The sequence below is a fragment of the Hymenobacter frigidus genome (assembly GCF_014640435.1).
Lineage (GTDB): Bacteria > Bacteroidota > Bacteroidia > Cytophagales > Hymenobacteraceae > Hymenobacter > Hymenobacter frigidus.
The window spans coordinates 17,440-29,501 of the sequence record NZ_BMGY01000048.1 but is presented as its reverse complement, the minus strand read 5'-3'; the positions used below and the strand labels follow the sequence as shown (position 1 = coordinate 29,501).

Genomic DNA, 12,062 nt, shown 5'->3' with positions numbered 1-12,062 from the left:
GGCGCACCAGCATTCAGCGGGCCAAAAAAAAGCAACGCCGCCACCGAGTGCCTCGGACGCAGCCGCGGGGGCATCGGCACCAAAATTCACGCCTGCGTTGAGTCGCTGGGCAACGCCGTGCGTCTGATTGCGACCGAAGGCCAGGCGGGCGACAGCCCGCAGGCGCTGCCCTTGCTGGCGGACCTAGAGCCGGGCAAAGTGCTGGCCGACACGACTTACGACAGCGACGCAACCCGCGCCTATTGCACCGAAAAAGGCATCGAAGCCGTCATTCCCAGCCATCCCAACCGGGTAGAACCCTTGGCAATGGACGAAGAAACCTACCGCGACCGCAACAAAGTCGAGCGCTTTTTTGGCCGCCTCAAGCAATACCGCCGCCTAGCCACCCGCTACGAAAAAACCGCCGTTTCCTTCCTCGCCTTTTGGCATATTGGTGCTACGCTAGATTGGCTTAGGTAAATAAATAAATTTTTGATTGTCCTCACGCTCTAGTCCGGGCGCTGAAGCGCCGGGCAAAACCCGTGATTGATTTTGGTGCGGATACCCGGCCGGCCGGATGACTTCGACGGCGCGGGGACGCGAACTAAAAGCTCGCGCCACTTCGCTTCCGCGCTAGAAAATCCGGATGCGGTAGGTCACATCAGTGGCCCCGCCAAACAAGCCGTAGCCGGAACGCACGTTCGACGCCAGCGGCGCGGGCTCGGCGAAGGGGTTGCCGTCGCTGTCGTAGTAGCGGCGACGCGAGAGGTAGAAGTTATAGGCCTCGGGCGTGATGCTGCTCACGTGCACTTCGATGTAGCCCGGAGGCGGGCAGGTGCCCTGGAAGCAGTTGCTGTAGAAACGCACATCGGTGCTGAGGGAGATGCGCTGGCCGTTCACGTCGGTATCGGCGAAGGGGTAGATGCTGTACTGCTGCTGCGGGCTGGACAGCTGGAACTGCCCGATGCTCACGCTGCTGCTCTGGCTTTCGTAGTCCACATCCAGCACCGACCACCCGCCGGGCCGGCCCTGCTGGTCGAGCGCGCGGGCAAAGGCCAGGTAATAGTTGGCGGCGTCGGGGTTGTCCTGAATCACCAGATTCAGCCGGCCCCTATACACGTTGGAGCCGGGGTTGGGACCCGAAGCGGTGCGGTCGACGTAGGTGCCGCTTTCCACCACGGCCGGCGTGGGCATGGTGAGGGTACTTTCGGCGGTTTCGAGGCCGGGCAGGCTGGCGCGCAGCGTGTAGCGCTGGCCCACCTGGGGCCGGAACCCCAGCACCGGCCGGTAGGAACCACGAATCTGGCCCCCGCTGAGCAGGTGCCGGTAGCGCTCTACTACCGCGCCGGCGGCGTCGCGCAGCTCCACGGTGGCATCGGCCCGGCCCGTGGGCTCGCGGGTGTCGAACACGCGCTGGCTGTTGCTGATGTAGAGCTGCCGCTGGTTATACAGCTCCCTGAATGACGAGTCCTGCGGGGCGGTGGTGAGCGTGTAGAGCAGCGCCACGCGGGGCGTGTGCGGCGGCTCGGGCAGGTTCACGGTGGTTTCGCAGCCGGCCAGAGCCAGAGCGGCGAGGAGTATGGTGAGGGGAAGGCGTTTCATACTGGGGCTGAGGCGTTAAAACCGAAACGTTTTGCTGAACGAGGGCAAAATGGGAAACAACGACACCTGGCGGTAGCTCAGGTCGTTGCTGTCCGCCGCGCGGCCCAGGTAAATAAAGTAGGGATTCCGGCGGTTGTAGGCATTATACACGCTGAAGCTGTTCACGACTTCGCCCCAGCGCTTCTTCTTGGTGTGGCTCAGGTCGAGGTCCAGGCGGTGGTAGGCGGCCATGCGGTAGCTGTTGCGGGTGCCGTAGTCCTCAAACGTGTCGAAAGGGCCCAGCGCGTAGCGGCCCTGCGAGAGCGTCACGGCCTGACCGGTGCCGTACACGAACGTGCCCGAGAGCGTGAGCCGGGGGCTGAATTCGTGGATGACGACCAACTTGAAATCGTGTCGGCGGTCGTACTTGTAAGGAAAAAGCAGGCCCTGGTTCAGCTCCGTGAAGCGGCGGTTGCTCCACGAGAGCGTGTAGCCAATCCAGCCGGTGGTTTTGCCGGTTTTCTTCTGCAGAAACAGCTCGGCCCCGTAGGCCCAGCCCTGGCCGCTCGTGATTTTGTTCTCGTAGCCATCGTCGGAAGTTCCCACAAAGTCGGCCCCTTCCTTGAACTCAATCAGGTTGTTCATGGGCTTGTAGTAGGTTTCCAGACTCAGCTCAAAATCCTCGTCGTGGAAGCGCAGGTTGCGGGCCGCGCCCAGGCTAAACTGCTGCGCCGTCTGGGGCTTGATTTTAGCCGTGGCGGGCACCCACAGGTCGGTGGGCAGGCCCACGCCGCTGTTCGTGAGCAGGTGCACGTACTGCGTGGTGCGGGCGTAGGCGGCCTTCAGGGCCCATTCTTCGGTGAGCAGGAAGCGGGCGGCCAGGCGCGGCTCGATGGACGGATACAGCTTTTTATCGACCAGGAAATTGTTTACGCGCAGGCCCACGTTCACCTTTAGGCGGTCGGTCACCTTCATGTCGTCTTCGGCGTACACGCTGGCTTCGTCGGCCGAAATACGGCGGCCGGTGGCCCGGTTCTGGGTGGGGTCGGAGCTGCCGTCGGTTTGCAGCGCGCCAGGCCGGAACAGGTGCCGGATGTACTGCCCGCCGAAGCGGATGTAGTGGTTGGGGTTGGGCACGTAGTCGAAGTCCGACTTCACGCTCAAATCCTGAATGTTCGACAGGTAGTTCAGCGAGAACTTCTCGTTGCGCAGCTGGCCGTTTTCCCGAAACCGGTCGTCCTGCTCGATGCCCACATTGAACTGGTAGCGCGTGTAGGTGAAGTGGGTGTTTAGGAACAGCCGGTCGTTCACGATGTGGTTCCAGCGCAGGGCGGCCGTGCGGTTGCCCCAGCCCAGCGAGCTTTTTTGCTTGGAGTACTCCTCACCTTTCGTGGTTTCGTCGTTGGCGTAAAACTCGTCGTAGCCGTTGTAGCCGCTCAGGTAGAGGCGGTCGCGGGCCCCCACTTTCCAGTTCAGCTTGCCGTTGAGGTCGTAGAAATAGTAGCCGGCCACCAGCCCGTCGGCGTTGGCCTTGATGAGCGGCCGGGCCAGAATATCGATGTAGGTGCGGCGGGCCGAGAAGATGAACGAGGCCGTGTCCTTCTTAATCGGGCCTTCCAGCGTGAGGCGCGAGGCAATGATGCCAATGGCGCCCTCGCCGTGCAGCTTCTGCATGTTGCCTTCCTTCATGGTGATGTCGACCACCGACGACAGCCGCCCGCCGTACCGCGCCGGAAACCCGCCCTTAATCAGCTCCACGTTTTTGATGGCGTCGGCATTAAACACCGAGAAAAAGCCGAACAAATGCGAGGCGTTGTACACCGGCGTGCCATCGAGCAGAATCAGGTTCTGGTCGGGCGAGCCGCCGCGCACGTACAGGCCGCTGCTGCCCTCGCCCCCACCCTGCACACCCGGCAGCAGCTGCAGCACCTTCAGCACGTCGGTTTCGCCGAACAGCGCGGGCAGCAGCTTAATCTGGGCCACGGGCACGTTGATGGTGCCCATGCGGGTGCTTTCGGCTATTTTTTCTTCCCGACTGCCCACCACTTCCACGCCCGCCAGCTCGGCCAAGGACGCTTTCAGGCGGAAGTCGCGGGTGAAGCTGCGGCCGGCCGGCTGGGCCAACCGCAGCCGCTCGTAGCCCAGCGCCGATACCAGGAGCTTCACCGAATCGGTGCTCGGGGCCAGCGTGAGCGAGTAGAAGCCGTAGGTGTTGGTGGTGGTGCCCTGGCCGCTGGCCGGGTGCACCACGGCCACGCCGGGCAGGCTTTCGCCGGTGGCCCCATCGCGCACGTAACCGCTGATGGTGAACCGGTTATTTTGTTGCGCCTGAGCAGCGGTAGCGGCACTCAGAAGCACCACGCTGCTAAGCGCGGCCGTGCGGAAAAGTGTTTTCATGCAGTAAAAAAGGTGTGGAAAGAACATGCCCCCAACGGCAGAAAGGACATTTTTATTGGAGAGGCAATTTGGGGCTCGGGGTTGTCTGGGCCAGCAAAAAAAAGAACGTCATGCTCATCTGGCGTCCGCGTAGTCGAAGCATCTCTCCCGCGCCACCTGTCATCCTGAGCATTCTGCGATTTAAGCAGAGACGAAGGACCTCATCACGCGACAACGAATTGTTCAGCGGTGATAGGATGCTTCCTTCGTCAGCATGACAAGCGGCGCGGGAGAGATGCTTCGACTACGCGGACGCCAGATGAGCATGACGTTCCATTACGACCGTCTGCCAATCAACCCGCAGGATTTACTTCTTGCGGTACTCGGCGTTCAGGTAGGCCAGCACGGGCGTGGTAATGTCCAGATTCTTCTCGCCGTAGGCGATGGTACCGCTGGGAGCGGCAATGAGAATCAGCTTGTAGCCGCGGGCTTTGCCGTAGGCTTCCACCTTTTTATTCACGCTGCTGAGTACGTTCTGGGTCAGCTTGGCTTCCTCCTCCTGGGCCTGGCCCTGGAGCTGCTGCTGCTGTTGGGCCACCTGCTGCTGCTGCGCCTGCAGCTTCTGCTCGGTAGCAGCGCGCTGCTGGTCGGTCAGAGTGGAGGCCTGCTTCTGGTAGGCTTCCACGGCGGCTTTGAAGCTGGCCAGCATGTTCTGATTTTGCTTCTCCCAGCCACGAGCTTTGCCCTCAAAGGCTTTGCGGGCGTCTTTCATGCCCTGGTAGCCGTCCAGCATCTTATTCGACTCCACGTAGGCAATCTTGCCATCGAAGCTGCCGCTGGTGGCGGGGGTTGCAACGGTGGTCGTCGTAGCGGGCTCGGTGGTTTCGGTGGTTTCAGCTACAGCCATGGCGGCCGTGTCGGTGGCCGTGTTCATATCCGGCGAAGCCAGCACGGCCACGGATTTGTCGGTGGCAATGGCCGGGGCGGCTACTTTTTGGTTGAAATGCAGGAAATAGAGCCCGGCCACGGCCAGCGCCAGCACAATGTTAATGGTTAACTGAAGAGGGTTTTTCATGGAAACAGCAAGTGAATAATTCGCAAAAGTAAACCGCCGGCCCCAGCTAGCGCGGCGCGGCCCATTCGGACGCCAGCAACGCGTACTGGTACTCGTCGCACCATTCGCCCTTGTACCAGCCATTGTGCCGAAAATGCCCTTCGCGGCGCAGGCCTACGCTTTCCAGCAGCGCCACGCACGGCAGGTTGCGCGTGTCGGCCAGGGCCAGCATCCGGTGCATGCTCAGTTCCAAAAAGCAGTAGCGAAGCAGGCCCCGCAACGCGGCCTGCGCGTAGCCCTGACCCTGCCAGCGCGGGGCCAGCGTGATGCCCATTTCGCCAAACCGGGGCTCGTGGGCGTAGCGGTGCAGGGCGCAGTCGCCCAACAGCTGGTCATCATCGGCGCGGGCAATGGCCAGCTGCACCCAGTTGCCCGGCGCGGCCGGCACCGCCGCCCCGGCCTGCCCGGCAATGAAAGCAGCCGCCTCAGCTTCGGTATACGGGTCGAACCCCTGGAAGCGAGCCACGTTCGGGTCGGCGCGGTAGGCGGCAAAATCCGGCAAGTCGGCCGGGCGCAGGTTGCGGAGCCGCACGCGCCCGGCTTCAAAAGAGAAGTCCATGGGTTTGAACAGTGTGGTTATTCCTGAATAAAGGCCGTCATGCCGAGCATTCTGCGCATCAAGCAGAGACCGAGGCATCTCGCCCGCACCGTTCAACCGAAGGTCAGCGGAGCTAACGATTGGGTTACTGCTCCACGCGAGATGCCTCGGCTACGCTCGGCATGACGTTCTTTTAACCAGCAAGCCGCGTCATTCCGGCACGGCAATGTGCAGCAGCGCATCGCCCTGGTTCACCACGGGCATGTAGTTCAGGCCGATGACGTAGCCGCTCACCGGCGACTCCAGCCGCACGGCCTGCTGCCCGTAGGGGTCGGCCACGGAGCCATAAATCTGGCCCTTCTCTATAAACTGCCCGTTCTCGACATGGGCCCGAAATAGCCCCGCAAACCGCGCCCGCAGCCAGGTATGCCGCCGGCAAATGATGCCCGGCCGGGCCGGTGGCGGCGCGGCCGGCCCAATGCCCAAATGGTGCATCACCCGCAGCGTGCCCGCCAGCGCCTCCTCAATACCAGCCTCATCGAGCCGCAGGCTCTCGCCGGTTTCGTACACGATGATGCGCTTGCCCAGACCCTGCGCCGCCTCGCGCAAGGAGCCGGGCCGCAGCCCCGCGTGCAGCGTGAACGGGGCCGCAAAAGCCGCCGCCATGGCGTCTACCGCCGGGTCGACGCCCAGTTGGCAGCGCACCTGCGGGAAGTTGGCCCGCTGGGCCCCGCCGGTATGAAAATCAATGCCGTAGTCAATCAGCGGCATAATTTCGCGCATGAAGCGGTGGGCCACCCGCCCGGCCAGCGACCCGCGTGGAAACCCCGGAAACGAGCGGTTCACGTCCTTGCCATCGGGCACGTCGCGGCTAAAATTCAGAAAGCCGTAAATATTGAGGATGGGAATGGCAATGATGCTGCCCCGCAGCGGCGTCAGCATCTCGCGCCGCACCAGCCGCCGAATGGTTTCGATGCCGTTCACTTCATCGCCGTGCATGCCGCCCATCAGCAGCAGCGTGGGGCCGGGCTCAATGGCGCGCAGCACGTGCACCGGCACATCAATCACGGTGCCCGAAGGCAATTTCGAAATTACGAGGCGCGTGAGAACCCGCTCGCCAGGCTTTATGGTGAGGCCATTGAGGTAAAACGGAACAGCAGCGTCGGGCATGAAGAGCAGATAATTATTCCATATCTACTTGCCGGTTGGCACGTCCGACTGCGCATCCACGGCTTGCTCCGTCTCTTTTTTAGTTTTGGGTTTGGGCTTTTTGCGGCCTGCCAAGATGGTGGTGTATTCTATGATGCGGCCGGCAATATCCTGCTGGGTAGCTTTTTCGATGCCCTCCAAGCCGGGCGAGGAGTTTACTTCGAGCACCAGCGGGCCGCGCTTGCTTTGCAGCATATCGACGCCCGCAATGCCCAGGCCCAGCGCCTTGGTGGCCAGCAGGGCGGCGGCTTTTTCGGCGCGGGTGAGCTTGACCAGCGTGCCCACGCCGCCCCGGTGCAGGTTCGAGCGGAATTCCCCCTCCTTGCCCTGGCGCTTCATGGCCCCCACTACTTCGCCGTCGACCACGAAAGCGCGCAGGTCGGCCCCTTTGCTTTCGGCGATGAACTCCTGCACGATGATGCGGGCCTTGAGGTTATGGAACGCCTCAATCACCGATTGCGCGGCTTTCACCGACTCGGCCAGCACCACGCCCAGGCCCTGCGTACCTTCCAGCAGCTTGATGATGACGGGCGCGCCGCCCACCTGGCTAATCATGGCGGGCACATCGGCAGAGTTGTTGGTGAAGGCCGTTTTGGGCATACCCACGCCGGCGCGGCTCAATATCTGCATCGAGCGCAGCTTGTCGCGCGAGCGCACAATGGCCTGGCTGTCCACGGCGGTGCGCACTTTCATCATCTCGAACTGGCGCACCACGGCCGTGCCGTAGAACGTGACCGAGGCCCCAATGCGCGGAATAATGGCATCGAACCCTACCAGCGGCTGGCCGTGGTAGATGATGCCCGGGTGCCCCTTTTCCAGCACCAGATTGCACTGCAAATGGTCGATGACCACTGCTTCGTGCCCTTGCAGCTCGGCCGCCGCCACCAGCCGTTGGGTGGAGTAGGATTTCGGCTCACGCGAGAGAATTGCCAGTTTCATCTGGGTGGTGAATTGGTGGGTGGTGAAAGGAGGAAGGGCGGAGGAGTGGTACGTTGGCGAACTGCTGAAACTATTTACCAATTCAAAAAGTCGGTCAACCGGAGCGAATTACCGAAACAGCTTCATCAGCCCATCGCCCTGCAAAAATAGTCAGGGCCGGACGCGGCGGGCGGCCGCCGGGGCCAGCGACTTGTAGGAAAGGTTGCGTTTGGCCACGTCGACTACGAAGCGGCCCTGCCGCAACAGGCTGCGACCCAGCAACACCGGGTATTTCATGTCGGAGCGGTCGGATAATGAAAAATCCACCTCAAAATCTTCCCCATAAAGCCGCACCACCGCCCGAATGACGTACCGCTCCTGCACTTCGCCGTTCGACGAACGGATGTCGCGCAGAGCAAATTCGGTGAATGTCAGCGCCCGCCCGTCGGCGTCGGCGTGGCCGGGGTCGAGCAGGCGCACCGTGAGCACGGGCCGCGGCCGGCCCGCTACTTCCACGTGGATATCGGTGCAGTGAATGGCGCTGGTGTAGGCCCCCGTATCGACCTTAGCTTCGACTCCGCCCAGCGCGAAGGCGGGAAAGTCGACAAGCTCGCGGCGGCCCAACAGGCGCTTAAGGGGACGTTTCATGAAGTGAATATAGGCGGTGGGGTGAGGTAATGGGTTGAAAAGAAAGTCCTGCCGAGCGCAGTCGAGGCATCTCGCGTGGGGGAGTGACTCAATCGTTCAACGATGCACGCGAGATACCTCGGCTACGCTCGGCATGACGTTCTCACCTCCTTACCCGCCGTAAGAAATCCGGAATACGGCCCCGCCCTGGTCGTCGCTCACCAGCATCGAGCCGTCGGCCAGCACCAGCAGGCACACCGGGCGGCCCCAGCTTTCCTGGCCTTGCAGCCAGCCCTCGGCAAAGGTTTGGTAGCCGGTGGTGGCTTTGCCGGCGGCATCCAGCTTCACCATTGAAATCTTGTAGCCGCTCTTTTTGCTGCGGTTCCAGGAGCCGTGCTCGGGGATGAAAATCTGGCTGCGGTACTGAGCCGGAAATTTGGTGCCGGTGTAAAACTTCATGCCCAGCGCGGCGACGTGCGCCCCCAGCTTTTGGGCGGGCTTGGTGTACATGTCGTCCGTTTTGCCGGCGCTCAGCTCGGGGTCGGCCACATCGCCGGCGAAGAAATACGGGAAGCCGAAGTGCTGGCCGGGCTTAGCCAGGCGGTTCAACTCATCGGAGGGCAGGTTATCGCCGAGCATGTCGCGGCCGTTGTCGGTAAACCACAGTTCCTTGGTTTTGGGGTGCCAGTCGAAACCCACCGTGTTGCGCACCCCCGTGGCAATATTCTGGAAGCCCGTACCATCGGCTTTCATGCGATTGATGGTGCCGAAAATGGGCTGTTCGGGCTCGCAGGAATTGCAGGGCGCGCCCACCGGCACGTACAGCAGGCCATCGGGCCCGAAGGCGATGTAGCGGTAGCCGTGCCAGGCGTTATCGGGCAGCTTATCGTAGACCACCACCGGCTTGGGCGGGGTTTTCAGCTTGGCCGCGATGTTATCCAAGCGCGTGATACGGTTGATTTCAGCCACGTACAGGCTACCCTGGCGCACGGCCACGCCATTGGGCGCGTTCAGGCCCGTGGCAATGGTGAGCACGGCGTCGGCCTTGCCGTCGCGGTTTTTGTCGGGCAGGGCATACACTTTGCCCTTGGTGCCCTGGGCGTTGGTGCCCACGTACACGGTGCCGTCGGGACCCACGGCCAGCTCGCGTGCGCCGGGCACGTTCTGGGCAAAATAGCTGATGCGGAAGCCGGCGGGCAGCTTGATTTTGGCCAAGTTGGCCTGGGCCGTGGTGGCAGCAAGCGTAGCGGCAGGAGCTTCTTTCCTGGTTGGAGCCGGGCCAGCAGCCAGCAGCAGCGGCGCGGCCAGCAGCGGGGCCAGCAGGTGCATGAGGTTATTCATCATACCCGCACAAACTGCCTGCCGCCGCCGAAGGTTGCACTGCTACGCGTAGCGGCCCGGATTGTTGATGCCCTGCTCGCGCACCAGCCGCTCGTATTGGCGCTGCGTGCGTTGCGGCCGGCCAAAATCGCCGTAGGCCCCCAGACCACTCATCACCACGCCAATACCCCAGAATACGGTCGACCAGATGGGCCAGGGAAGCCCGCCGTCGTGGTGCCGGTCGGTCAGGGCCCAAGTCACCCAGAGGCCGCAGTTCACCAGCACGTACGTTACACCGTGGGCCCGGTCTGGAACGACGGCCACAAGGGCGAGCCCGAGCTGCTAGCGCACTGCTACCGCAACAGCCTGCGCCTCGCCGCCGAGCACGAGTTGGCCAGCGTGGCCTTCCCAGGCATCAGCACCGGCATCTACGGCTACCCCAAAAAAGAAGCCGCCACCATTGCCGTGCACGATGTGCGGCAGTGGCTGGCGGCGCACGAGTTTCCCCAAACGGTAATGTTCGTGGCCTTCGATGAGGAAAGCCGGCGGCTGTATGAGCAGGAATTGCAGCCGTAGCGTGAGCTAGTGGGTTCCGCCCGGGCGGGTCAGGTATTCATTGTAGCCCTGCACCACTTTCACCATTTCGCGGTAGTGCAGCTTGCTTGCACGCAGGGCCGCCACTAGTTCGGGGTCGTCGTGGAAGTAGGCAGTCATTTGGGCAATAAATCCGACTCGCTCCACTTTAATCAGGTCGCTGCCTTGCCGGCGCAGGTACCAGCTTCGGTTGGGATAGGCACCTAGCCCGAGGCCCCCCATCACCATCGCACCGGCCACGCCACCAACTGGGACCATCACAGCGCCACTCTGCACCATTTCGGTGTAGTTAAACAGCTCCACCGGGCCATTCACCACGCGCGTAGCAATCAGGTGCTTGCGCTTGCCTTTCAGAACCATGTGCTCCTGATATAGGCCGTTGAGCTTAATGGACTGCACCTTGTCCACATCAATGCTGAATGGTTCGCGGCCGAACCGCTTCAGGTCTTCCTCGTGCCGGTGGAAGGGCAGGTATTTGTTGAAGCCCATCAGATTAATGGGAATCCAGACAAAGTGCTTCTTGCCGTCCGGCCCCAGAATTTCCGCTTTGCCAAAACCCCTGATGCTGTTGTCCAGGTAGCTGGTGCCAATGGCCGCCGTCAGCGAATCATCAACGGCAATGGGAGCAGGAGCTACTACCGGCCCCGAAGTAGCTGGAGTGGCAGCAGCAATAACCGATTCCTGCGCGTTGGCGTGGCCAGCAGTAGCCAGTGCCACCAACGTGGCTAATAGTAGTCGTGAGTTCATCAATAGTGGAAAAGGCAATTCCCAAAGATAAACCCTGACGGCTTATGCCAGTTCGCCCACGTTTTCTATCCGCCCGGCCACCTGCTGCATCAGCCACAGCGGAGTGCTGGTAGCGCCGCAGATGCCCACCGACGTTGCGCCAGCCAACCAGGCATCCTCTACTTCGCTCTCGTTTTCGATAAAATAGCTGCGCGGGTTCACGCCATTCACCACCGAAAACAAGGCCTTGCCATTGGAGCTTTTACGGCCGCTCACGAAGAGCACCACGTCGTGCTCGGTGGCGAAGCGGGCCAGGGCCGGCTCGCGGTTGCTCACCTGCCGACAAATGCTGTCGTTGGCATCAAAACTATCCAGCGTGCCGCCGGCGGCCTGGATGCGAGCCTCCATCAAGGCCTTCATCTTGTAGAAGCCGGCCGTGCTTTTAGTGGTTTGGCTGAACAGGGTGACGGGCCGAGCGAAATCAATCTGGTCGAGGTCGGCCTCGTTCATTACAATGATGGCGCGGTTGCCGGTCTGGCCCGTGAGGCCAGCCACTTCGGCGTGGCCGGGCTGGCCGTATATCACAATCTGGCCGTTCTGGCGCTGGCTTAGGTCGAAGGCGTGCTTCACGCGGTTTTGCAGCTTGAGCACCACCGGACAGCTGGCATCAATGAGCTCCAGGTTATTTTCCAGGGCCAATTGGTACGTTTCGGGCGGCTCGCCGTGGGCCCGGATGAGCACCTTGCAGTCGTGTAGCTGGGCCAGCTGCTCACGGTCGATGATGCGCAGGCCCTGCTGGTGCAGGCGCTCCACTTCCATGCGGTTGTGCACTATATCGCCGAGGCAGTAGAGCTGCTGGCCCTGGGCCAACTCGTCCTCAGCCATCTGAATGGCGAATTCTACGCCGAAGCAGTAGCCGGAATTTTTATCAATCGTAACCTTCATGCTGTGAGTTTAACACCACTGCGGCGTCGAGTAGTTCGCCGAAGCAAAGGTAAGGTTTAGCGTGTGGCAAGGGTGCCCTTAGCAAATGTGCGCCCAACTTTTTGGCCTTTCTCCTCTCATTATGCCCTCCAGTTT

General features: G+C 61.9%; 13 protein-coding genes. 2 read left to right on the top strand and 11 right to left on the bottom strand.

What is annotated here, in order from left to right; all coding sequences use genetic code 11:
* Nucleotides 1-459, top strand: a 459-nt coding sequence (locus tag IEW17_RS17785) for an IS5 family transposase (protein ID WP_188563408.1), incomplete at its 5' end; no start/stop codon positions are given.
* Between the two features lie 153 nt (nucleotides 460-612).
* On the opposite strand, the gene IEW17_RS17780 is transcribed toward IEW17_RS17785, so the two are convergent.
* From IEW17_RS17780 to IEW17_RS21085, 9 genes are all read right to left on the bottom strand, one after another.
* Nucleotides 613-1,581 (bottom strand): DUF4249 domain-containing protein, encoded by a 969-nt coding sequence (locus tag IEW17_RS17780; protein WP_188563407.1) that lies wholly within the window; start codon nucleotides 1,579-1,581, stop codon nucleotides 613-615.
* 15 nt (nucleotides 1,582-1,596) lie between these two features.
* Nucleotides 1,597-3,957, bottom strand: a complete 2,361-nt coding sequence (locus IEW17_RS17775) for a TonB-dependent receptor (RefSeq protein WP_188563406.1) — start codon at nucleotides 3,955-3,957, stop codon at nucleotides 1,597-1,599.
* 346 nt (nucleotides 3,958-4,303) lie between these two features.
* Entirely contained in the window at nucleotides 4,304-5,011 is a 708-nt protein-coding gene (locus IEW17_RS17770) for an OmpH/Skp family outer membrane protein (RefSeq protein WP_188563405.1), read from the bottom strand.
* Between the two features lie 46 nt (nucleotides 5,012-5,057).
* Entirely contained in the window at nucleotides 5,058-5,609 is a 552-nt protein-coding gene (locus IEW17_RS17765; RefSeq protein ID WP_188563404.1) for a GNAT family N-acetyltransferase, read from the bottom strand.
* Nucleotides 5,610-5,798: 189 nt separating this feature from the next.
* Nucleotides 5,799-6,758, bottom strand: a complete 960-nt coding sequence (locus tag IEW17_RS17760) for a succinylglutamate desuccinylase/aspartoacylase family protein (RefSeq protein WP_188563403.1) — start codon at nucleotides 6,756-6,758, stop codon at nucleotides 5,799-5,801.
* A 24-nt stretch (nucleotides 6,759-6,782) separates the two neighbouring features.
* Nucleotides 6,783-7,736, bottom strand: coding sequence for a 30S ribosomal protein S6--L-glutamate ligase (rimK, locus tag IEW17_RS17755; protein ID WP_188563402.1), 954 nt, complete (start codon nucleotides 7,734-7,736; stop codon nucleotides 6,783-6,785).
* 150 nt (nucleotides 7,737-7,886) lie between these two features.
* The gene (locus tag IEW17_RS17750; protein WP_188563401.1) at nucleotides 7,887-8,363 is read right to left on the bottom strand and encodes an ATP-dependent zinc protease family protein; all 477 of its coding nucleotides are present in this window, start codon (nucleotides 8,361-8,363) and stop codon (nucleotides 7,887-7,889) included.
* 150 nt (nucleotides 8,364-8,513) lie between these two features.
* Nucleotides 8,514-9,686 carry a PQQ-dependent sugar dehydrogenase gene (locus IEW17_RS17745; protein ID WP_229749104.1) on the bottom strand — a complete coding sequence of 391 codons (1,173 nt, stop codon included), beginning with the start codon at nucleotides 9,684-9,686 and terminating at the stop codon, nucleotides 8,514-8,516.
* Nucleotides 9,687-9,725: 39 nt separating this feature from the next.
* Complete coding sequence (locus IEW17_RS21085; RefSeq protein ID WP_229749103.1) at nucleotides 9,726-9,986, bottom strand: 2TM domain-containing protein; 261 nt, start codon at nucleotides 9,984-9,986, stop codon at nucleotides 9,726-9,728.
* Between IEW17_RS21085 and IEW17_RS21080 the strand changes: the two genes are divergently transcribed.
* Nucleotides 9,960-10,238 carry a macro domain-containing protein gene (locus IEW17_RS21080; protein WP_229749102.1) on the top strand — a complete coding sequence of 93 codons (279 nt, stop codon included), beginning with the start codon at nucleotides 9,960-9,962 and terminating at the stop codon, nucleotides 10,236-10,238. The two genes, IEW17_RS21085 and IEW17_RS21080, sit on opposite strands and share 27 nt — an antisense overlap.
* A gap of 6 nt (nucleotides 10,239-10,244) precedes the next feature.
* Here IEW17_RS21080 and IEW17_RS17735 read toward each other — a convergent pair whose 3' ends face one another.
* Nucleotides 10,245-11,003, bottom strand: coding sequence for a hypothetical protein (locus IEW17_RS17735; RefSeq protein WP_188563400.1), 759 nt, complete (start codon nucleotides 11,001-11,003; stop codon nucleotides 10,245-10,247).
* A 42-nt stretch (nucleotides 11,004-11,045) separates the two neighbouring features.
* Nucleotides 11,046-11,927, bottom strand: a complete 882-nt coding sequence (locus IEW17_RS17730; protein ID WP_188563399.1) for a 4-hydroxy-3-methylbut-2-enyl diphosphate reductase — start codon at nucleotides 11,925-11,927, stop codon at nucleotides 11,046-11,048.
* Nucleotides 11,928-12,062 lie beyond the last annotated feature (135 nt).